Genomic DNA, 22,637 nt, shown 5'->3' with positions numbered 1-22,637 from the left:
AAATTCTGGGGTGTATCGTTGTCCACTCATAATGTTCTCTCCTATGCAAAAAGAATAGACGATATTTGTCTAGGAGAGTGGTGGCAGTCCATTATCTAACTAAAAGGTGTCTACAAAATTAGTGGCTATTCATACCACAAAGATTCATAGTAATTAAGAATATTGCCTTCCAGTAAAGGTAATTCAACAATATCATCACTCTTACCATTATTGACCAAATCAATTAAATATCGAAGGTATAGAGGATGACCCTCAGCCTTGTCACAGATAAGTTTAATAATTTCTGGATCACACCGCTCTTCAGCCAATGTTGCTACACAAAATCTTTGGGTGGTTTCGTAAGACAAAGAAGGTAAAGCAATACAAGACTCTTGTCTTAATTTAGCTCCTAAAAGCTCGGAATATTGTCTATAACTTGGCGCAGAAAGAATTATAACTAGACTAGATGGAATGATTTGAGGTAATAGCCCAAGGAATTTTTTAAGCAGTTCTCTATCCTGTTTTTCAATTTCATCTAAACCGTCAATAAAAAGTACGCCAATTTTATCAATAGAACTGTAATAACGACCTAGCACTTGTATTACATTCTGAGTTTGCATAATTAGTTTAGAATACTCATCTTTCGATGCAACTCCAGTGCTTCCATTAACTAACATTGAAACTTGCATGTTAAGCCAATTAACAAATTCAACTGGTTGTGCTAGATGAGCTACATTTATAATATCTCTGTTGTGCGTAAAACTATAAGTATTAAAATACTCAATTGAAGGATTTTGAGTTTTATAAGTCATACAGAATGTAGACTTTCCAATACCATGAGCACCTTCTAAAAAGATGTATTTACCCTTATTACTAATTACAAAATTATCAAAACTCTCATTAAACTCAGTTCTTGAAGCTAATTTTGGTGTTTCCAAACCTTTGTCTATTAGCTCTTCTTCAAAAATATTATTTTTTATTAGAAATTTTCTAATTCTAAAGATTGATATTGCACCAATCGTATTTTCTATCGAATATCGAATTATTCCGATACATATACCATCACATATAAGTGGTGCTCCAGAATGACCACTATAGTCACCAAGCGAGTTGGATGGGTCAATGTTGATTTCAATATCATTGCCTAATTTCAAAGAAGTAAGTATTTGTAATATCGATCCCGTTAATTTGTGACCTATTTCTAGTTTATCAACTGGCCAACCATAGGAATAAAATTCTTTACTCTCCATAGGCAGAGCATCACGAAAAGGAATTGGTTCATACTCGACAACTTTTTCTAATGAAAGCAGCGCAATATCTAAGTCTTCATCATAGTCTATAATTTCAGCAGAAAAATCTTCTGAACTTCCAGAAAAATTGAACTCTAACTCTATAGGGTTTCCATCATTAATGGCATTTTCTACACAATGGTATGCGGTTAATACAATATTCTGTTTGATTAGCCAACCTGAACCAGATTCAGTTCCACATTTAATTTTACATACTGCAAGTTTGATTGTACTTTCTAACATTATTTATTACCTGTAAATGTAATCCAGTCACAGGCATTTTCAATCACAGAAAATTGAGCTCCTGATGTGGTTTGATAGTCTTTTAGTTCTGCAGAAGCATTAGTAGCATAGTTGCAATAAATTGTTCTAGAAAATGTTGAAGGTCTATCTACTATAGCTATAAGCGTTTCGATATCTGGATGATCGTGCTTATTCCCATTAGATGAAACAAAATAAATTGGTGAATCTACAAGCGTTAGTAATTCTGGACTAGTATTACGATAGCTTCCATGATGTGAAACTTTAATAGCATCAAACATCATAGAATGTCCTTCGTCTTTTAATTTTTGAAGACTTTGTATTATGTCTTCAGCCCATGCGTCCGCCAACATTAGAATTCGAATATCATTTAATTCAATGATTGTAGCTATAGAGCTCTTGTTGGTAGGTGAGTCATCTGGTTGATAAATTTCATAAAGCTTTTTACGTGTTGTTGCAGAAATTGTTCTTGGAGCTTTTCTATTCACATCTTTCATATGCTCTAACATAAATTCAAATGCATCATCGATAAGCTCACCAGAAGTGATTGAGCCCTTAAAACCATATTTTTTTAATTGCTTCACCCACTCACGTAATAAAAAATTTAAAGACTCTTGAGATGGTGATAAAACTCGAATCAATCCTCCCGTTATAGGGAATGATTCAAAATTTTCCTTAGATATACTCTTTGTTCCATCACTATTATTCCAACAATATCCACCTTCATGAATTAATCTTGCCAATGTACTACCTTGTTGAGCACTTATTACCTCACCACTCTTTTTATCTAACTCATTTTTAGGGTGGCCTCTGTCGTTAATAGATTCAAGTAAACCAAGATTTTTTTCTAAGTTTAACGGCTCTGCAATAGGTGTAGTTATGCTACGTAGACTATTGTGCCAAATATTACTAATAGGAATAATTGATGGTTGTGAAGAAGTCCCATTTAAACCTATGAACTTAAGTATTCCGCCTATATGATCAGAATCAATATGAGTTGTAATGACAAGTTCTAGAGATTGATTTGCTGAATTTAGCTCTTTTAAATCACTTTCAATGTGCTGCACAAAAGAGCTTGCATAACCACCATCGATTAGGATATTTGTTGTATCTGTACATATTAAAAAAGCATCTCCATTCCCAGCTGGATACATTTTAATCTGAAACATTTTTCCCTCAGTTATGCTATAAATTTTGAACTTTATTACTACTTTTGATCTAAATTTTAAAATAATAGATGGAGTAAACCACTAAAAAATTTTGATTTATAAGAATACAATACTTACTCGTAACTTAATGAACTGAGATCAAAAATCTTTAATTTTTTCTATGATAAAAACCTAAAAGGCTTCTATCATATTTTTTATTGCAGTCAATTCACATTTTAGCAAACTAATTTCACTTTCTTTTTTTTTGATCAAACTATGAATTATTTCTGAAAGTGTTGGAAATCGTTGAAGATAACGCTGATAAATAGAAAGTTCATTATTTATCTTCTTAATTTCAGTGATAACCCTATTACTTTCAAGTGCAAGATCACTTTTGATATCGCTATTGAATTGATTCATAGCAATTAAATTCAATATATCTATATTTTCATAATTTGAAGAGTACTTATAAGTGCATAATCGGCTATCGATTGATATTAGATTTATTGAAGCTAGCTCTCTGATTATTTGATAAATTTTTGCATAATATTTTTTAGCACTAAATTCAGGATACTGACTGATGAAAAGCGTTCTTAAGTCTTTAAACTCATAGCCTGAGAATGTTCTATTTGATAAAAAATCAAACAAACAGTTTTTAAGCTGATGATTTGTAGACATATAGATATACCGAATAGACAATTGAACATGAAATTATCCTATTTTGGGATAATTTCATTAATAGTACAACATCTTGGGCTATGAGCTCAATACATGACCCTCGATACAAAAACTTGATCAAAGAATTAATTAAAATACGTGAGTTGAAAAATATTACTCAGGTAGAACTTGCTACATCCTTAAAAAAGCCACAATCATACATAGCTAAAGTTGAAAACCTAGACAGAAGAATTGATATATTAGAATTGCATGATTGGCTATCAGCTTTAGATAAATCTATTGATGATTTTTTAGTATGCTGTTTTGAGCAGTAAGATTTTTTAGTGGCAAGTTTTGAAGTGAAATTAGTGGACTGCCGATAAATGTAATGGGTGGACTAAAATCAATGATATATACATTATAGTAGTTGAGCTGATAATGTTAGATCATGCTTTGTTATATCTATATGAAAAAATTGAAAATAAATTGTTAGATTTAAAAATAATATCTGCAACTTTCTCATAATTTAATCCCTGTTGCACTTCATTTGAGAATCTAGGAAATAATAAAAAAGCCCCAAAACTGGGTTTCGAATAACAATTTAGCGTTTATAAAGCATTTTTTAGATTCTTTTGATGTTGCTTTACCTGTTTAGCATACAGTTTACCTTGTTTACGCATTTTACGATTATTCTCATAACCTGACGGACCTACATTATAATAGGCAAGTGCCTTCTTCCAGTTACCGGATGATTGATTATATTTAGAAAGAATATAAGTCCCACATTGGATATTACTGCTTTCATTGTATAAGTCACCTGGACAAGTTTGTTGCCAATAATGTGGAATGACTTGAGTTAATCCGACTGCCCCAGCAGGCGAAATTATAGAGTTTCTATAGCTTGATTCCTGTCGAATCACCGCAGCCAATAATATTGGATCTACATTATATTTGTCTGCACTTTGAATAATCATGGGAGAAACGCGGTTTGCAGTAGCTGGTTCAACTGAATAGGCTTTTTGTATACCTGTAGATAATTTTTCAGATCGTTTAGCAATTGAATTACTATTTAAAGAAGTACACCCGACAAAAGTGAGAGTAGTAACAATGATAGCTACGGATTTAAATGTAAATAAATGATAGTTAGATTTTTTTGAGGATAAATATGAGAAATGCTGTGTAAAAAACAAAGTCAAAAACCCAAAGTAAAATTTTATTGCAGTTATGCTAGTGGGCTGAATAGGATGAGTCAAGCACTGACATTTTGATGGATTAGATCAATGTGATAAATATTTCTCTGATCTCAATTTATAATTAAAAATAATTCAATTATTTAAATGATAAACAAATTGTCCCATTAATTGAATGAGACTTTTCACTTAAAAATATTTTTAATGATCTAGTTCCTGCAAAATTGCCTGATTAAATGCAGGAATATCATCTGGAGATCGTGATGTGATTAAAGGCCAATTATTGGTATTGCATCGATGTACTTCTTTATCTAACCATTTGGCACCCGCATTTTCCAAATCTAACCGGATACTTTTATAAGAGGTTAAATTTTTATCTTTAATTCGCTGTGCATTGATTAAGGTCCATGGTCCATGACAAATAGCAGCAATCGGTTTGGCATTATCGGTAAAGTGCTGAATAATTTTATGAGCATCTTCATTTAAGCGTAACGTATCAGCATTTACTGTCCCTCCTGGGATGACTAAAATATCATAATCTTCTGGAGAGACTTTAGCCAAAGTTGTTTGTGGAGTGTAAGCCATAGCATGTTCTTTATCTCTCTTGACAGTTTGGACATCTTTTTGCTCTTCTGCAGCATGAATGACTTCAATTCCTTTAGATTGTAGAAATTCAAGGGGTTTGATCAGTTCATCTTGTTCAACACCGACATTGGAAGTTATGAATAATGCTTTTTTAGTCATGTTAATGATCCTGAATCATTTAGATAAGCTTTGACATTAACAAAACGACTCAATGAAGCTGTACAATTTTTGGCTTATTCTTGTTAAGGTTTGAAAATATTAAAAAATAAGCCTCATAGCTAGATGAGGCCTATTTTATCTTATGAGGGTGATTAACTTCTCTTTTAGCTTCTTGCTTATATCGTTTATTTTTTTTATTAAGGAAACTTCGTGTTTCCTTATGCTTTTAGCATAAATTTATGACTCGATATGCTGTAGAAGTTAATAAATATTTTCAGTGTAAGTCAAAGTAGACAACAAGGTATTAATTAAAGCTTAATAACCCTGATGAGTTAAATGAATAGGATTTTTTATATAAAACAATAAAATAAGACCGATTATAGTTGTTTTTCCATCCAGATTTCACAGGCATGGCTATGTCCGGTGTTTCCCTTAGGTTGATCTAAATATTGAAAACCTAATTTTTCATAGAGTTTCACTGCTTGCCAAAGTTCCTTGGTGGTTTCCAGATAACATGATTGAAAACCATGCAGCTGTGTAAACTGAAAGGCTTTTGCTAAAAGTTGTTTGGCGAAACCTAAGCCTCGAACTTCAGGTAAAAAGTACATTTTCTGAATTTCTAAAATTGTAGAATCACCCTTTAAAGGTGATAAGCCACCGCCACCCAGAATTTTACCCTGTTGATTTTCAATTACCCAGTATTGGGCATTTGATTGCTGATAAACTGTATATAAATCATCTAAAATAGGATCGGCTACAGCAAAACCAGATTCAGGAGCAAGGCCAAATTTTTTAGAAACTTCACGAATAACCTGTGCAATTTCAGCATTGTCTTGGGGTTGAATAGGTCTGATCTGGTACATAAAACTCAATGAGTAAAATAAAAGGAGATGGATTTTTATAACGCGATATCTAATAAAAATCCATCTTTTGTCCGGTTTTATGCGTAGAAAAAAGCGACAAATTTATTTTAATTCACTGGAATTTTTGCCTAACTCACGTCGAGCAATAATCAGTTGCTGAATTTGTTGAGTACCTTCAAAAATATCAAGAATTTTTGAGTCACGTGCCCATTTCTCTAACAATTCCTCTTCGTTATAGCCCACGCTTGCTGCAAGTTCGACACATTTTAAGGTAATTTCATTACAGATACGGCCTGCTTTGGCTTTGGAAATGGAGGCTTCACGTGAATTTGGCTTTTTATTGTCAGCCATCCAGGCTGCTTTCATGGTGAGTAAACGTGCAGCTTCCCATTCTGCTTCCATACGGTAAATCTGCGCTGCAATATGTGAGGTCTGCAAATAGGGTGTTTGGTAATTTTCATCCAGCTGATTTTTGAAAATTTCCTTAATTCTTTCCAATGAGGCTTTGGCACATCCGACTGCCATGGCAGCAACTAGGGGGCGGGTATTGTCAAAAGTTTCCATGACGCCTGCGAAACCTTTGGCGACATCAATTTCAGCATGGCCCAACAGATTTTCTTTAGGTACACGGCAGTCAATAAAGCTGATAACAGCCGTATCGGATGCTTTGATACCCAGTTTATGTTCAAGACGTTCTACTTTCATTCCAGGCGTTCCTTTAGGAACGACAAAGGATTTAATCGCAGCACGGCCGAGTTTCTTGTCCAATGTTGCCCAGACTACTACAGCATCGGCACGCTCACCTGAGGTGACGAAAATTTTTTCACCATTCAAGATGTAATGGTCACCGTCTTTTGTCGCTGTAGTTCGAATAGCAGCAGAGTCTGAACCACAGCCGGGTTCCGTAATGGCCATGGCCGCCCATGTGTCTTTAAATCGCTCCAGCTGTTCATCATTGGCAACGGCTGCAATCGCCGAATTACCTAAACCTTGACGTGGCATGCTGAGCAATAAACCGGTATCACCATAGCACATTTCGATTACGCCAAGTACCGTAGACATATTGACGCCATTTTTGTTGCCTGAATCTGCATAGCCACGTTTGCCCACTGCAGCACCGGCATTGATGCCTTCGCCACCATCATTCATGCCATCAATGAGGGAGGCAAACATGTCGAGTTCCTTGGGGTAGCTGTGTTCGGCTTTGTCATATTTACGTGAAATCGGTCGTAATACATTTAAAGCTGATTCATGTGCTTGATCTATCAACATTTTAAATTTTTTAGGATTTTGTAAATTCATCTGCATCATTCCTTATTGGATAGATTAAGCATGTAAGCCTGAATGTAAGATCGCAGTGGCACGTAAGTCACGATACCAGCGTTCAACCGGATGTTCTTTGGTAAAGCCATGGCCACCCAGAATTTGTACACCATCAGTACCAATTTTCATGGATTTTTCAACACAAAGTAGACGTGCTAGATAAGCCTCACGATGGAAGGGTTTTCCTGCTTCAGCCAGGCTGGCGGCATTTAAAATCAGCATGCGCATGGCATCAATTTCAATCGCCATATCCGCAATCATAAAAGCGACACTTTGGCGATGTGAAATAGGTTCGCCAAAAGCAGTACGTTGATTGGCATATTCAATGCAATAGGCTTTTATGGCTTCACAAGTTCCAACAGCCATGGCGCACCACATTAAGTTTCCCAGATCTAAAAATGCCAGATAATCAAAGTCATCATCACCTAACAGTTCAGCAGGCGTATTATGGAATTTTAAGCTAACGGTTTCGGTTGCTTTTAGACCCATAGCCGGACTTTTTTGAGCCGTAATACTGCGATCACGTTTAACAATAAATACTTCTGGCGAGCCATTGAACTCAGCATTGACTAGAAACAGATCTGCAGTTTTACCTAAAATCACCAAGGTTTTTTCGCCATTAATATAGTATTGCCCATTGATTGAACTGGCTTTGGTTTTTAATTTCAGTGGATTAAATGCAGGAGTGGCTTCCTGGATGGCAAAGGTGGCGTGTATCTCTGCATCATTTGCAAAGCTGGACAAATAGGTCGCCTGAACTTTTTCAGAACCCCATTGTGTAATGGCATTAATCACGCTAAAGGTTGAAAGTAATCCGGCAGTTAAGCTGAAATCACCTTTGGCCAAATGTTCTGCAATCAAAATATTGCTTAAAATATTTTTTTCGGTGGCCACTCCACCCAAGGCTTCAGGCAAAGCATAATAATTTAGTCCCAAGTCTGTTGCATGTTGCCAAAGCGTTGCAGGAAATTGTTCGTTATTGTCTGCCTGAGCTGCCAGTGGATAAAGCACTTCGGATGCAAACTGATCCATCGCATCACAGCTCATTTGCTGTTCTTCAGTCAAACTTAAATCAAAGAGTGATTTCGGTTGATTGGGCAAACGTTGCTTACTGACACCGGAGCTGGCTTTAAAAACTTTTTGGGTTTTGCTTAAGGTTTTAAAACCCATTTTTGAACTTTGATAGAGAGATTTTTCCAGAAATTTACGCAGTTTGAATCGATCAAGTACATCGCTACCCGCAATTCGAGTAATGAGTGATAGCCCAAGTCCTTGAGCTTTGTTTACCATATTGGTCATTTTTGTCATCCATCGATTTTCGATTCTTTATATTTTTATGCTGACATGTGGATATCGAAATGACTATGTCATCGCTGACAATTAAAATTGACTTGGATAAACGGTTAAAAATCAATTTAAATTTGATTAAATTATTGAATATTATTTATTTTATTATAAGTAAAACTTGGTATGAAAAATGAAAATTGACTAGAATGACAAGACATCATTCTAGTCTTTACACAGCTTATAGAAAATTCGCCACCATTTTCCGTACATTGGTTTTTGCATCAATGACGGTCATGAAGGTATAAGCACCAATGAATTTACGGCTAATAAACATAAACTCTTTAGGTGGCACACTGAAATAACGCGATGCCATCGATTTGGAAGCACGTTGCATGACACGGCTATGAAGCTGGCTTTTTTTCCAGTCATAGCGCTGATTTGCATCCATCACACCTTCAGGTAAGTCTGGATTATTCATAATGCTGCTAAAGGCTTCAGTGGCTAATAAAAACACTTTAGCCATATCTGGCTTGATACTTTGCGGAATAGAATCAAAGAATTCATAACCGGTCATGGCATGAACCATTTCATCGATATTGTGATCATAACCGGCTTTGATCAGATTACGAGCGACTTTCAGCAAATGTTCATCAAACTGGCGGATGGCCCCGAAATCCAGTAATACAATCTGGTCTTGAGTTTCTGCACCATCTCCCAAACGGACCAGATAATTGCCAAAGTTTGGATCAGTCTGCATTTCACCCCATTCAAAAATCTCACGAACTGCGATCTCGAGAGATGCTTCGCCTAACTGGTTACGACGTTCTTGAGGAAGAGAGAGCATGACCGGGCTGTTGATCGGCACTCCACGCTCAAAAGTCATGCACAGCACTTGATCGGTACAATATTCATCCACAATTTGTGGGACGATATAACGAGAATCATCTTTTAAACGTTCGGCAAAACGGCGAGTGGTCGCGGCTTCAATCTTGTAATTGACTTCACGATGCATCATTTCACGAACTTCATCAAACCACTGATCAAACTCACGGGTTTGCGGCACCATACGGGTCAGTTTGAGCATGTTTCTAAATAGGCTCATATCTGAATCAATCGCATCAGCGACGCCTGGATACTGAATCTTTAATACAATTTCCAAACCATCTGAGTTGCGTGTGGCGCGGTGTACCTGGGCTAAAGAGGCTGTGCCCAAAGGTTCACGGTCTATGGTCAAATCATGCAGCTTAGAGCCGAGTTGCTGTTCCAGTTGTTGTTTGATGGCCGGCCATGCAAGTGCAACAGTCTGATTGTTTAAGGTATTTAAAGCTTGGGTAATTTCTTCAGGTAAAAAATGTTCGCCATAGAGTGCCATCATTTGCCCGATTTTCACAATCGAGCCTTTCAATTTGCCGATTTCAGAAACTAGATAGTCAGCTTGTTCCTTCATGGCTTTTTTACGTTTTTTTTCTTTTTCTGCTTCGCTTGAAAATATGGTGGTTGCACTTGATGCAGCCCAACGCGTTCCTGCGAGTAATGATGCTTTAGCGATAGATAAGCGTCGATCCATGGAAGAGGTTTTAAGTTGTTTAAGCTTATCGTTCTGATCTGACATTAAACAAAATCCTTTAATCAGCAAGTCGCAGAATATTTAATTGTAACGGATATTACCGTTTATTCACGTATTAAAAAAGTTCAACATGCTGAATGGAGAGTAAATATGTTTAATTTAATTTATTTTCCATCAAAATATAATAGGGTGCTTAACTAAAATCGCTATTCCGATGGACTCAAGCTTCAATACTGTGCTGGTATTTACATCCGAAATTGAATTTTGATATCACCTTTTTGCTGTAACAATTTTTTATTGTCTTGAATGTATTTAAAAATCATGGCCTGAACCGTGTCATGCTGAAAGCCTAGTGCATAACCTTTAACAATAACGATACTCGGCAAACTAAAAAACAGATATTTGGCATCATCTTCTGATGGGCTGCTATGAATTGCCTGTTCCAGTAGTGTTTGTTGAAAGAATTTTTTTTCCTTCTGTACCTGTGCAGAATTGGTATCATTCCAGTAGTTTTCACGCATCGCCATTAAATTATTGTGTTTGTAGCTCATAACAATAAAAATATTTTGTAGAAAAAGAATTGAAAATATATGGGGCTATTTTAGCCAGATTCAATATGCAATATGAATGATTTTTTTGAGTGGGGGGATAAATGATCGAGTTATAGGAATTTGCACATGATTGATGTAGTATCACGACATAAACACAATAATAGTATTTGATATTAAGTCTTTTAGGGCAGGGGAATATTATGCGATTAGCAATATCAGTGATGCTGAGTCTGGCTGCTTTCTGGTCAAATTCAGTTTTAGCTCAAGGCTATTCTGACGAATATAATAAATGTCTCAACACTTCTTATGGTGAAATTGGAACAGTCAAAAAGTGTGTCGAAAAAGAACTGAAAAATCAGGAAAAACTTTTAAATAAAGCGTATAAGGGCTATATAAGCAAGAATGTGGTTAATCAAAGTAGTATAGAGCAACGGCATAAACTTTGGCTTAACCGTGTAGATCAAAAATGTTATTTAAAAGTAACGTCTGCCTATATGGCCGTTAAACAATCCAAGTGTGTACTCGAAATGACAATGGAGCGTACTTACTATTACCAGACCAAATAAATTCGCCCTAGATATTTGTTTTTAATCTGGTCGAAACATTATAAAACCCCACAAAACAAGGTATCATAAGGCGTTTTAAAAATTGACCTTGGAGATGCCTTAAGTGGATCAACTGACTATTAGCCCTGAACATTTACAGGAAGCCGCTGAAAACCTAAGCACAATTCGCGATTTTATCCGTTTTGGTGTTTCAGCTCTACGTCAATACGATGCACACTTAGGTCAAGGTACAGAAGATTTTTTTGCTGAAAGTTCGGCTTTGGTTCTGCAAACACTGGCATTGGACTGGAATGCCAACCCGGAAATTTTAGATGCGAAATTGCTGCCAAGTGAAAAAGCAGAATTTATCAGCTTGCTGGAACGCCGCATTAACGAGAAAGTGCCAACCTCTTATTTATTAAATCTGGCTTATTTCTGCGGTAAACCATTTTATGTTGATGAGCGTGTACTGATTCCACGTTCTCCAATTGCCGAATTGATTAATCAGCGCTTTGCACCTTACTGCCTGGATGAGCATGGTCAGATGCGTGAAGCTTTAAACAATCTTCCTGAAAATGAGCATCCGCAAACACCGCGTCGCATTTTAGACATGTGTACCGGTTCAGGCTGTATTGCAATCGCTCTGGCTTATGCATTCCCTGAATCTGAAGTGGATGCCACCGATATTTCTAAAGAAGCTTTAGAAGTGGCTTCTATTAACGCTGAACATCACAACATGCAATATCAGGTTGCATTGATGGAATCCGACTTATTTGCAAAAATTCCTGCTGAGAATCAATATGATTTAATCGTATCTAATCCTCCGTATGTGGATGCAGAAGATATGGCGGATTTACCTGCGGAATTCTTGCATGAACCTGAGCTTGCACTTGCAGCAGGTCAGGATGGTCTGGATCTGGTGCGTAAAATGCTGGCACAAGCAGCGGATTACCTGACTGAAGATGGCTTGATTGTCATTGAAGTGGGCAATTCTGAATGGGCGATGAAACAGAACTTTAATACTGTAGATTTCCATTGGCTCACTTTCCAGAATGGTGGTTCAGGCATTTTTGCTTTAACTGCAGAGCAGTGCCGTAAATACCGTGATTTATTTGTACAATCTGTTCAAGCATAAGGAGTTGTCAACATGGCAGGTAATAGTATTGGACAACTGTTCCGTGTAACGACTTGCGGTGAATCTCATGGCGTTGGCCTGATGGCGATTGTCGATGGGGTACCGCCAGGGATACAACTGACTGAAGCAGATTTACAAAAAGATTTAGACCGCCGTAAACCGGGTACCTCTAAATTTGCGACCCAGCGTAAAGAACCGGATGAAGTCGAAATCATTTCCGGTGTCTTTGAAGGTAAAACCACAGGTACATCGATTGGTTTACTGATTCGTAATACCGACCAGAAATCGAAAGATTATGGCAATATTGCGCAAACATTCCGCCCAGGTCATGCTGACTATACCTATACCCAAAAGTATGGTTTCCGTGACTACCGTGGCGGTGGTCGTTCAAGCGCACGTGAAACGGCTATGCGTGTAGCTGCGGGTGCCATTGCCAAGAAATTCTTGTTTGAAAAATTTGGTATCGTGATTCGTGGTCACGTGACCCAGATTGGCACTGAAAAAGCTGAAAAACTGGATTGGAATGAAGTTCCAAATAATCCATTCTTCTGTGGTGATGTGGATGCCGTACCACGTTTTGAAGCTTTAGTGACTTCATTACGTGAACAAGGTACCAGCTGCGGTGCGAAGCTGGAAATTCTTGCCGAGAATGTGCCTGTGGGTTGGGGTGAGCCGGTATTTGACCGTCTGGATGCAGATATTGCGCATGCCATGATGTCTATTAATGCTGTTAAAGGTGTTGAAATTGGTGATGGTTTTGCGGTTGCTGAACAGTTTGGTCATGAATCACGTGATGAATTGACCACAGCTGGCTTCCTGGCAAATCATGCTGGCGGCATTCTGGGTGGAATCTCAAGTGGTCAAACCATTCGTGTTGCAATTGCACTGAAACCAACTGCAAGTATTACCACTCCGGGTAAAACCATTAATATCGACCGTGAAGATACCGATGTATTGACCAAAGGCCGTCATGACCCGTGTGTAGGCGTGCGTGCAACTCCGATTGCTGAAGCGATGTTTGCGATTGTACTCATGGATCACTTCATGCGTCATCGTGCACAAAATGCCGATGTGGTTGCGCCGTTTACTCCGATTGAGCCTAAGTGAAGAGCAAAGCACTGCTTTGCTCGAACGCAGTGGGTGAATAGCGTCAGCTATGAACTATAAATAGAAACAAAGCACTGCTTTGCCCGAATGCAGTAAGTAATGTGCTTTTTATGATTCAATAAAAAAAACCAGACATCAAGTCTGGTTTTTTTTATTGCCTGATTTTTTATCTATTATTTGTGGTAATTTCTATGAAACAGAAATTTTTAGAAAAAAATGAAAGCATTAAAATATAGACTGGCAAATGCCAATGATGTTGAAACTCTTGTTGCGTTGATCAATCAGGCCTATCGTACCAATACAGGTTCTAGCTGGACCAGTGAGCAGCATATTATTGCTGGAGACCGGATTAATGCCCAGCAGCTAAAGCAAACCTTGGCACAAGAGAATTTTTATCTGTATATAGCTGAAGTTATAGAAGATGGGCAAATGCATTTAGTGGCATGTATCGGCTTAACTTTTCAGCAGAATAGGGTGGAAATAGGCACTTTTTGTGTAGCTTCAGCTTGGCAAAATCAGGGTATTGGCAAACATGTTTTAAAATATGCTGAGAAAATGGCAGTAGAACACTTTCCTACATTAAGTCATTATGAAATGTGGGTGCTGGATAGCAGAACAGAGCTGATTCAATATTATGCACGGTGTGGTTATGCTAAAACGCAGCATACCGAACCTTATCCCATTCATGCCAATGTAGGACAACCCTTGATTGATTTGCAATTACAACAGATGTCAAAGTCGGTGCTCAGTAGTATAAGTTAAGTACTCAAAACAGTACATAACCTTAAAATAATAGCCTAAGCTATATCATTTAACTAAACTGGTTTTGGTTTTAAGTACTTGAAAAATATGTCTATTTATAGTGTGATAACTGTGCTTAACAAATCAATCAATTTAGTGCTCGCACATGGTATAAAAATTGCTCATATTAATATAAATGATTATTGCAGGAGAGATGTTCTTCTGTGAACACGCCGAAGGAGCAACGACCCCGGAAACTCTCAGGCAAAAGGACTGTAATAATTTTAAAAATCTGGAGAGAAGCATAGAAAAATATATGCTCACCGAAGGGGATGGTCGGCGTTATTGATTATAACGATGTGATCGAAGCTCTCAGGTAACCATGACAGATGGGGCGCATAGAAATGTAGATCTACATTTCCAAGGAGTGTGCTATGTGTCATATTGTTGTGATTGGATCAGGCATTACGGGTGTTACCACTGCCTACGAGCTCGCCAATTTAGGCTATAAAGTCACGGTTTTGGATAAGCATTTGTATCCTGCCATGGAAACTTCATTTGCCAATGGCGGACAACTTTCTGCCTGTAACGCAGAAGTCTGGAATCAAAAAGCCACCGTACTGAAAGGTATTAAGTGGATGTCCAATAAAAATGCACCATTATTACTCAACCCATCTTTTGATCTGCATAAATATGGCTGGCTAATGGAGTTTCTGGGTAATATTAAACATTATGAAACCAATACTCGTGATACCGTTAAAATGGCACTTTTAGCGCGTGAGCGCTTATTTGCAGTTGCTGAAAAAGAAAATATTCAGTTCAATCTGGAAAAACGTGGGATTTTACATTTTTACCACACCAAATTAGATTATGAGATCGCCACTAAAGTGAATGATCTGCTGATCAAGGGTGGACTGGAAAGAATGGCAGTTACTCCTGCAGAAATCCAAGCCATAGAACCAAGCTTGAAAGGTGAATATTATGGCGGTTTTTATTGCCCTGGAGACGCGACCGGCGATATCCATAAATTCACCAAAGGTTTGGCTGAAGCCTCTGAAAAGTATGGGGTAAGATACCTGTTTGGTATGGAAGTCACGGATGTAAAACACCATAACAAAGGTGTTACTGTGTTTTACCATGCCAGCAATGAAAATATGCACCTAGATGCAGCTGTGGTGGAATCACAGGAAGCTGATGCCGTAGTGGTTTGTGGTGGTGTGGGAAGCTATCAGTTGGCAAATTTACTGGGTGATCGGGTCAATGTCTATCCTGTGAAAGGCTATTCTATTACCCTTTATCTGAATGATGAAGATAGTGTCAAAAATGCGCCGTGGGTAAGTTTGCTGGATGAAAGTGCTAAAATTGTGACTTCACGCTTAGGTGCTGATCGTCTGCGTGTTGCAGGTACGGCTGAGTTTAATGGCTATAACCGGGATATTCGCGCAGACCGTATTCAACCGCTGACAGATTGGGTCAACAAGAATTTCAATATGAGTACTGAAAATGTTGTACCTTGGGCAGGTTTACGTCCGATGATGCCCAACATGATGCCGATGGTCAGTCGGGGTCGCCGTGAACGGGTTTTTTACAATACCGGTCATGGTCATTTAGGCTGGACTTTATCAGCAGCGACAGCGGTGATGATTAGTCAGCAAATCGCTTCACAGCATCCTGTTTGATCATATAAAAGCATGGAGTTATTGGCTTCATGCTTTTGAATACATAAAGATTCATTATTTGAATATGGTATGATAATTTGATTCTTATCACTTTAAAATAATAGATAATTATGAATATTTTTTCAAAAATTGTATTAAGTTCAGTTTTAATTGTGGGGATGACAGGGTGTGTTTCTACCCGTGGCTTGGTATCTCTGGAATCACCAGTGAAGCAGATCAATACACAGGAAAGTGGTCTTAAAACTGCGGTTATTAAAATAGTCGAAGATAAACGTGTATTTGAAGAAAAGCCCAAACAGGCCAATATTCCTTCGCTCAAAGGTGGATTACAGCAAGCGACAGCCTCAGATAAAGCGAAAGCGATTGCCCGTAAACGTAATGGTTATGGTAAAGCCATGGGGGACATTTTCTTAAGAGATGAAACGGTAGTTTCCGTGTTCGAAAAACGCATTGAATCTGCTTTGCTGCGCTCAGGCTATAAAGTTGTACCAGCAGCACAAGTTCAAAATCCAGATTTGGTGTTAACGGTTAAAGTAAACAAGTTTTGGTCATGGATGCAACCCGGCTTTTCATACATTACCTTGAATACTGAAATTGAAACTGAAATTTATGATGCCAATAGCACTAAACAGCCTATTCGCACGTATACAAAAATATCCAAACCGACTGTAATGGCGACTGGCTCACGATGGATTGCAACAATGAATGAAGCTTTAAATGATTATGAAAGCCGTCTGGTCGATCAGTTGAAGTAAAGTAGCCCTTTAAATAAAAAGATAGAGGCATCATACCTCTGTCTTTTTATTTAATAACTTCAATCTTTTTAATCATACAGCCGGTATATACCTGCAAACCGTTCACAGCCTTTTTGTTTGGTTGTAATCGATAAAAGTGCTTTATTAAAATCGAAATGGTATTTGCAATCGTGTTCGTTATCGACAATCTCGCTTTTTTGATCAGCTGTGGTATAGGCTAAAAAAGGAATCGTTTGAGTTTCTAATTTGTTGTTCGGGTTGCGGTAGGCCACGCCCTCAATTTTAATTTTATCTTTGGTCAGTTGATGTACCTGTAAATGTACCGGTTGATGGGCAAATTGACCCTTTTCAAATTTTAAATAATGATTGGTCAAAGTCTGGTTCAATGAGGTATAAAAATTCAGATCTTCAATGCGTATTTCAAATTGCTGCTTATAACAGTCCAGGCTTTTACATTGCTGTAAGCGCTTAAACCATAAACGGTGTGTATCTTCGAGTAAATGTACCGGCGCATCGCTGACTAAAAAAGCCGTGATATAGTGATTAGAGAGTTTTTCTCGTGATTTTGCAAAACTGTCAGCGCAAATATTTTTCATTGAGGCTGTATCAGGCTGTGTACAGTCAATGTCTTGAGCATATACCATGGTTGAGCACAAACAGCCAATACTGAATAATGTGCCTAATGTTTTAATGAGATTAATATCGGTATTCACCAGCATGATCGCTTATAATTTCACTATGTTGCGCTGCTGTAACTATAGCGAAATAGAAAGCGTGAATACAACATCTCAATCATTTATTTCTTAAGGATGCTTAACGTGGTCGCACAAATTCGAATTGGTCAGGGAATGGATGTACACGCCTTTGAAGAAGGTGATTTTGTTACTTTAGCGGGGGTCAAGATTCCACATAACCAAGGCTTAAAAGCCCATTCAGATGGTGATGTGGTATTGCATGCACTCTGTGATGCATTATTGGGGGCATTGGCTCTGGGCGATATCGGACAGCATTTTCCCGACACCGATGCAAAATTTAAGGGAGCAGATAGTCGCGTTCTACTTAAACATGTCTATCAACTGATTTTAGATCGTGGTTATGTGTTAAATAATGCAGATATTACGGTCGCCTGTGAACGTCCAAAACTGGCCAAATATAATCTGGAAATGCGTCAAAGTATTGCAGATGTTCTGGATGTGCATGTTACACAAATTAGCGTTAAAGCCACAACCACAGAAAAATTAGGCTTTACCGGACGTGAAGAAGGTATTTTATCGACTGCAACAGTGTTGATTTCGCATCAGGCAAAATGATCTGGATGGATCAGCGACTGCTGTAGTTCCTGGGTAGCTTTGCGACCTTGCAGTTGTAGGGCTACTGCATGAATTAAGCCGATCCAGGTTTCATTCGGTTCCCAAATACTGTGCATCAGTTCTTGCGCTGTAGGCATGTCTACATTCATATAATATTGACGGTATAAATACATTAAACAGCTGACATGATGGTTGGTTGCACAGTGAACCCAAACCATCTGTTCTTGTACTAGATGATTGAGCAGGTCCAATACCAGTAAACATTGGTCATCAGAAGGTGTTTCTGCTGAAATGGGCAGCTTAATATAATTTAAGCCTAAATCTAAACAAACTTTATCTTCATGATCTAAATGCGGCTCGGCGTCAGACAAGGCCAAATTCACAATTGTGGTTACACCGTATTCTTTAATCAGCTTTAGCTGTTCCGCCTTAGGCTGGGCAGAAGTGAATAGATGCTCGTGAATAAACTGGAAATTTTTGATATGACTGAGTGCATGTTCAATTTCATTCATCAGATAAAATTTTTCCTAATGTTAAAGTAGAAACGCCATCTGGTCAGATGGCGTTTTAGCTCTTAGCGATTTGGTAAAACGTCTTTCAATGCTTCATGCATATCGAGCAGGGCTTTTTCAGTGGTTTCCCAATCGATACAGCCGTCAGTCACCGATTTGCCATATTCCAGATTGTCCAGATTTTCAGGAATATCCTGACGACCACCTTTCAGATGACTTTCAACCATAATGCCCACAATCGACTTGTTGCCATCCTGAATCTGTTCAGTGATGTTTTTCAGTACCAGCGGTTGCAGGTACGGGTCTTTGTTGGAGTTGGCATGGCTGGCATCAATCATGATCTTGTTGCTGACTTTGGCTTTGGCCAAGGCATTTTCAGCTTCTGCAACAGAACCTGCATCGTAGTTAGGCTTCCCATTACCGCCACGAAGTACTACGTGTGCGTACTGGTTACCGCTGGTACGAATGACAGAAACCTGACCCTGATCATTCAGGCCGAGGAAGCTGTGACCATGTTTCACCGACTGCATGGCATTGGTTGCAACGGTCAAGCCGCCATCAGTACCATTTTTAAAGCCTACAGGTGAAGATAAACCTGAAGACATTTCACGGTGCGTCTGGCTTTCAGTGGTACGGGCACCAATTGCTGACCATGAAATCAGGTCTTGATAATATTGTGGCGAGTTTGGATCGAGTGCTTCAGTCGCACATGGTAATCCTTTCTCGTTCAGTTCAACCAAAAGCTGACGACCAATACGCAGACCTTTTTCAATATTGAAAGAGTCATTCATGTCAGGATCATTAATCAAACCTTTCCAGCCTACCGTGGTGCGTGGTTTTTCAAAATAGACACGCATGACGATATAAAGGCTATCTTTAACTTTTTCGCTTAAAACTTTGAGACGATCGGCATATTCATGTGCAGCCACGGTGTCATGAATTGAGCAAGGACCAATGACGACAAACAGGCGTTTGTCTTTACCATCCAGGATATTGCGAATAGTTTCACGGCCTTTAAGGACGGTTTGATAGGCTTGCTCAGTCAAAGGTAACTCTTTTTTTAATTCTGCAGGAGTTACAAGAGGCTGAATGCTTTGTACATTCACGTCGTCGATGTCAGATTGTGTAATAGGTTTTGACTGTAGTGTATTCATTGCCGTCACTGGTTCGATCATACAAAAAATTATTTCATCCCCTGAATATAACACGAATATACATTCACCATGTTATAAAAAAGATCAATATATAGGTCAAAAAAAAGTGATGAATCGTATAGTTAAATTAAACATGTGCAGTTTTTTCAATGCTGATCACTTGTGCGGTAGCCGGTTTCGCCACAGGTTTTGCCTTGACTGGATGCAGCATGAAATTCATACCTAAGGCAAACAAGGTAATGCCCAGAATCTTACGGATAATTTTTTCCGGCAAGCGGGAACTAATCAAAGTACCTACTACAATTGCAGGAATGGAACCAACCAATAACCAGCCAAGCAAGTGTAAATCGACATTACCTGAACTCATGTGCCCAAGTCCTGCAACCAAAGTCAACAATACAGCATGCACCACATCGGAACCAATAATCCGGATCATGGGTAAATTCGGGAACATCAAAACCAGTGCCATAATACCGAATGCACCAGCACCGACTGAAGATAAGGTAACGAATATTCCCAATACAATGCCCATAATCACGATATAAGCACGTTTGTCTTTGGCTTGTAAGTTAACCTTTTCCAGATCCTGCGTCATATCAACAGGTACATCTTTACGCAGCTTGTTAAAAAATTGTTCAATATGACCACGGAATACGATAGAAACACCGGTCAGGGTCAACATAAAGCCTAGGACCATGGTTAAGACAGCTTTATAGCTACTGGATTGGCTGAGATAGTTTTCTAGTACCCAATGCGTTGCAAATGAGGCAGGAATACTGCCTACAGCAAGCCAGATGACAATCGGCCAAACAATATTCATTTTTTTTGCATGAACTAAAGACCCGCAGAATTTTGAAATAGCGGCATATAGCAAGTCTGTTCCAATGGCGATATGTGGTTCGATTCTAAACAGGCTAATCAGGATAGGAGTCATTAAAGAACCGCCACCGACACCTGTAATCCCAACGCAGAAACCAACCAAAACACCTGCTAAAATAAATTCTAATGGACCAAACATGGTTATATGCCAAATATCAAAAACGTGCATATGTTATGACTTTTTCATATAAGTCGTTGTCTTGATTATTGATTTGCTTATTCTAAAAAGAGATAAAGCGGGATTTTATTTTCTTATGTTGTGCGTTAATATTTTTGTCTGATTAAAATTAAATATTGAAAATTCAGCAGGATATGAATTCTTGAAATAGAGATCGGAATAATGGAAGTTGATTATATAGCAGTTCAACTTAGACACTATCTGGGCTACTGTTATGTGATGCATTTTCACAAAAAGTTTCGATAGCCTTTTTTATAGTGGAACTATTCATATAGGTCATATAGTCACAATTTGCAGTCTATTTTTTTCATGAAATATCCATGAAGCGATTTGTCCTTGAAAACCAGAACATTAATGAAAAATATTAGGCTGAAAATAAAATGTTTGTTGATCTATCGCCACTGTGTCTGAAAAGATTTTAGAATTTCCTGCTGAAGCCATGTTTGTATCGAACGCAAATTTTTCCCAACACGGCATTTAAATTTATTGTTTTGCTATAGTTTGAAGAGATTAATGCTTAGTCATGTAAAGATAAAGGACTATGCTAAAATATTAAACTATTCAGCCGCAGGACGTATGGGGAAAAACACTTGCAAAATAGAAAACTAAAAATTGGAATGGTGGTTGGTGAGGTTTCAGGCGATACCCTTGGCGCTAAACTGATCCGTAGTTTTCGTGAGCAAGGCATAGATGCCGAATTTGAAGGCATCGGTGGTCCACAGATGATTGCTGAAGGTTTCAAAAGCTATTATCCGATGGATATTTTGTCTGTTATGGGCATTGTGGAAGTTTTAAAAGATCTGAAAAAACTTTTCGCCGTGCGTGATGGTTTGCTTGACATCTGGAGCAAAGAGCCAGTGGATGTCTTTGTCGGGATTGACGCGCCAGATTTTAATTTACGTTTATCTAAAAGTCTGAAACAGAAAAACTTACCGATCAAAACCGTGCAATATGTCAGTCCTTCAGTCTGGGCATGGCGTCAGGGACGGGTACATGGCATCAAAGCCAGTATTGATCTGGTACTGTGTTTATTTCCTTTTGAGAAAACCTTTTATAAGAAATTTGATGTGCCAGCTGCTTTTGTCGGGCATCCATTGGCCAGTCAATTGCCTTTGCAAAATCCGCTGATTGAAGCCAAGCAAGAGCTGGGCTTGAACGTGGAACACAAGCACATTGCACTGTTACCGGGGAGTCGTCGTGGCGAAATTGAAAGACTGGGTCCTTTGGTGCTTGATGCTGCCAAAATCGTCAGTCAAAAGTACCCTGAATATATGTTTCTGATTCCTGCGATTAATGATGCACGTAAGCAGCAGATTGAAGCATTGCTACAACAGTATCCTGCTGACTTGGTGGCTAAAGTCTGTTTGCTGGAAAATACTGATACGGAATCGAAAATTGGCCGTCAAGTGATGAATGCTTCCAATATTGTGGCATTGGCTTCGGGAACCGCAACTTTAGAAGCGATGTTGTTACACCGTCCGATGGTGACTTTTTATAAACTAAACTGGCTGACCTATCATTTGGTCAAGTTCCTGATCAAAATTCCATATTATTCGTTGCCGAATATTATTGCCGGGAAAAAGGTCATTCAGGAACTGATTCAGCATGATGCAACGCCAGAAAATCTGGCTGCTGAAATTGAAAAACTGATGAACGTTGAAACTGCACAAATTCAGGCTATGCAGCACATCACCATGCATAAGCAGCTGCTTTCAGGCAATAGTGAGGATCCGGTTCAGGCTATTCTGAATACCTTGAATGCTGGTATATCTGATTAAGCCTG

Annotated in this window: 23 protein-coding genes and 1 riboswitch; of the genes, 9 read left to right on the top strand and 14 right to left on the bottom strand. The window is 38.4% G+C overall.

Going from position 1 to position 22,637, the window contains the following annotated elements; all coding sequences use genetic code 11:
• Positions 1-125: 125 nt before the first annotated feature.
• The 3 genes from GTU69_RS15560 to GTU69_RS15550 form a co-directional block, all read right to left on the bottom strand.
• Positions 126-1,511, bottom strand: a complete 1,386-nt coding sequence (locus GTU69_RS15560; RefSeq protein ID WP_166171836.1) for a trypsin-like peptidase domain-containing protein — start codon at positions 1,509-1,511, stop codon at positions 126-128.
• Positions 1,511-2,698, bottom strand: a complete 1,188-nt coding sequence (gene avs1a, locus GTU69_RS15555; protein WP_166171834.1) for an AVAST type 1 anti-phage system MBL fold metallo-hydrolase Avs1a — start codon at positions 2,696-2,698, stop codon at positions 1,511-1,513. Before avs1a ends, GTU69_RS15560 begins: the two co-directional genes overlap by 1 nt.
• Positions 2,699-2,869: 171 nt before the next feature.
• Complete coding sequence (locus GTU69_RS15550) at positions 2,870-3,355, bottom strand: hypothetical protein (RefSeq protein WP_205683558.1); 486 nt, start codon at positions 3,353-3,355, stop codon at positions 2,870-2,872.
• 80 nt (positions 3,356-3,435) lie between these two features.
• Here GTU69_RS15550 and GTU69_RS15545 point away from each other — a divergent pair, with 80 nt between their 5' ends.
• A complete protein-coding gene (locus GTU69_RS15545; protein ID WP_166171832.1) occupies positions 3,436-3,669 on the top strand; it encodes a helix-turn-helix transcriptional regulator in 234 nt (77 codons plus the stop codon).
• Positions 3,670-3,942: 273 nt separating this feature from the next.
• On the opposite strand, the gene GTU69_RS15540 is transcribed toward GTU69_RS15545, so the two are convergent.
• From GTU69_RS15540 to GTU69_RS15510, 7 genes are all read right to left on the bottom strand, one after another.
• Entirely contained in the window at positions 3,943-4,524 is a 582-nt protein-coding gene (locus GTU69_RS15540) for a transglycosylase SLT domain-containing protein (protein WP_166171830.1), read from the bottom strand.
• Positions 4,525-4,725: 201 nt separating this feature from the next.
• The gene (locus GTU69_RS15535) at positions 4,726-5,268 is read right to left on the bottom strand and encodes a type 1 glutamine amidotransferase domain-containing protein (RefSeq protein WP_166171827.1); all 543 of its coding nucleotides are present in this window, start codon (positions 5,266-5,268) and stop codon (positions 4,726-4,728) included.
• Between the two features lie 377 nt (positions 5,269-5,645).
• The gene (locus GTU69_RS15530) at positions 5,646-6,131 is read right to left on the bottom strand and encodes a GNAT family N-acetyltransferase (RefSeq protein WP_166171825.1); all 486 of its coding nucleotides are present in this window, start codon (positions 6,129-6,131) and stop codon (positions 5,646-5,648) included.
• Positions 6,132-6,233: 102 nt separating this feature from the next.
• Positions 6,234-7,433: an acyl-CoA dehydrogenase family protein gene (locus GTU69_RS15525; protein ID WP_166171823.1), complete on the bottom strand. Its 1,200-nt coding sequence runs from the start codon at positions 7,431-7,433 to the stop codon at positions 6,234-6,236.
• 24 nt (positions 7,434-7,457) lie between these two features.
• Positions 7,458-8,744: an acyl-CoA dehydrogenase family protein gene (locus tag GTU69_RS15520; RefSeq protein ID WP_171522041.1), complete on the bottom strand. Its 1,287-nt coding sequence runs from the start codon at positions 8,742-8,744 to the stop codon at positions 7,458-7,460.
• 235 nt (positions 8,745-8,979) lie between these two features.
• Entirely contained in the window at positions 8,980-10,353 is a 1,374-nt protein-coding gene (locus tag GTU69_RS15515; RefSeq protein ID WP_166171819.1) for an AarF/ABC1/UbiB kinase family protein, read from the bottom strand.
• 200 nt (positions 10,354-10,553) lie between these two features.
• The gene (locus GTU69_RS15510) at positions 10,554-10,859 is read right to left on the bottom strand and encodes a hypothetical protein (protein WP_166171817.1); all 306 of its coding nucleotides are present in this window, start codon (positions 10,857-10,859) and stop codon (positions 10,554-10,556) included.
• 200 nt (positions 10,860-11,059) lie between these two features.
• On the opposite strand from GTU69_RS15510, the gene GTU69_RS15505 reads away from it, so the two are divergent.
• The 6 genes from GTU69_RS15505 to GTU69_RS15480 all read left to right on the top strand — a co-directional run bounded on the left by GTU69_RS15505 (position 11,060) and on the right by GTU69_RS15480 (position 16,821).
• On the top strand, positions 11,060-11,425 hold the full coding sequence (locus tag GTU69_RS15505; protein ID WP_166171815.1) for a lysozyme inhibitor LprI family protein: 366 nt from the start codon (positions 11,060-11,062) through the stop codon (positions 11,423-11,425).
• A 103-nt stretch (positions 11,426-11,528) separates the two neighbouring features.
• The gene (prmB, locus tag GTU69_RS15500; RefSeq protein ID WP_086197436.1) at positions 11,529-12,539 is read left to right on the top strand and encodes a 50S ribosomal protein L3 N(5)-glutamine methyltransferase; all 1,011 of its coding nucleotides are present in this window, start codon (positions 11,529-11,531) and stop codon (positions 12,537-12,539) included.
• A gap of 12 nt (positions 12,540-12,551) precedes the next feature.
• Positions 12,552-13,646: a chorismate synthase gene (gene aroC, locus GTU69_RS15495; protein WP_166171813.1), complete on the top strand. Its 1,095-nt coding sequence runs from the start codon at positions 12,552-12,554 to the stop codon at positions 13,644-13,646.
• A 216-nt stretch (positions 13,647-13,862) separates the two neighbouring features.
• Complete coding sequence (locus GTU69_RS15490; protein WP_166171811.1) at positions 13,863-14,408, top strand: GNAT family N-acetyltransferase; 546 nt, start codon at positions 13,863-13,865, stop codon at positions 14,406-14,408.
• A gap of 175 nt (positions 14,409-14,583) precedes the next feature.
• A riboswitch (glycine riboswitch) is annotated at positions 14,584-14,673 on the top strand.
• 148 nt (positions 14,674-14,821) lie between these two features.
• Positions 14,822-16,066 carry a D-amino acid dehydrogenase gene (locus tag GTU69_RS15485; RefSeq protein ID WP_166171809.1) on the top strand — a complete coding sequence of 415 codons (1,245 nt, stop codon included), beginning with the start codon at positions 14,822-14,824 and terminating at the stop codon, positions 16,064-16,066.
• Positions 16,067-16,176: 110 nt separating this feature from the next.
• On the top strand, positions 16,177-16,821 hold the full coding sequence (locus GTU69_RS15480) for a flagellar biosynthesis protein (RefSeq protein WP_166171807.1): 645 nt from the start codon (positions 16,177-16,179) through the stop codon (positions 16,819-16,821).
• 68 nt (positions 16,822-16,889) lie between these two features.
• Here GTU69_RS15480 and GTU69_RS15475 read toward each other — a convergent pair whose 3' ends face one another.
• The gene (locus GTU69_RS15475) at positions 16,890-17,540 is read right to left on the bottom strand and encodes a hypothetical protein (RefSeq protein WP_166171805.1); all 651 of its coding nucleotides are present in this window, start codon (positions 17,538-17,540) and stop codon (positions 16,890-16,892) included.
• A 99-nt stretch (positions 17,541-17,639) separates the two neighbouring features.
• Between GTU69_RS15475 and ispF the strand changes: the two genes are divergently transcribed.
• Positions 17,640-18,131 carry a 2-C-methyl-D-erythritol 2,4-cyclodiphosphate synthase gene (gene ispF / locus GTU69_RS15470; protein ID WP_086197430.1) on the top strand — a complete coding sequence of 164 codons (492 nt, stop codon included), beginning with the start codon at positions 17,640-17,642 and terminating at the stop codon, positions 18,129-18,131.
• Here the strand turns inward: ispF and GTU69_RS15465 are convergent.
• The 3 genes from GTU69_RS15465 to GTU69_RS15455 form a co-directional block, all read right to left on the bottom strand.
• A complete protein-coding gene (locus tag GTU69_RS15465) occupies positions 18,119-18,643 on the bottom strand; it encodes a protein tyrosine phosphatase family protein (protein WP_166171803.1) in 525 nt (174 codons plus the stop codon). The two genes, ispF and GTU69_RS15465, sit on opposite strands and share 13 nt — an antisense overlap.
• Before the next feature lie 62 nt (positions 18,644-18,705).
• The gene (locus tag GTU69_RS15460) at positions 18,706-19,797 is read right to left on the bottom strand and encodes a 3-deoxy-7-phosphoheptulonate synthase (RefSeq protein WP_180176592.1); all 1,092 of its coding nucleotides are present in this window, start codon (positions 19,795-19,797) and stop codon (positions 18,706-18,708) included.
• A 127-nt stretch (positions 19,798-19,924) separates the two neighbouring features.
• Positions 19,925-20,815, bottom strand: coding sequence for a sulfite exporter TauE/SafE family protein (locus tag GTU69_RS15455; RefSeq protein ID WP_086197427.1), 891 nt, complete (start codon positions 20,813-20,815; stop codon positions 19,925-19,927).
• 629 nt (positions 20,816-21,444) lie between these two features.
• Between GTU69_RS15455 and lpxB the strand changes: the two genes are divergently transcribed.
• Positions 21,445-22,632: a lipid-A-disaccharide synthase gene (gene lpxB / locus GTU69_RS15450; protein WP_166171799.1), complete on the top strand. Its 1,188-nt coding sequence runs from the start codon at positions 21,445-21,447 to the stop codon at positions 22,630-22,632.
• The last annotated feature ends 5 nt before the right edge of the window (positions 22,633-22,637 follow it).

Source organism: Acinetobacter sp. SA01, from assembly GCF_011319235.1.
Classification (GTDB): domain Bacteria; phylum Pseudomonadota; class Gammaproteobacteria; order Pseudomonadales; family Moraxellaceae; genus Acinetobacter.
Note: the sequence above shows the minus strand (reverse complement) of the source record. Positions and strands in the feature narration are given on the sequence as shown.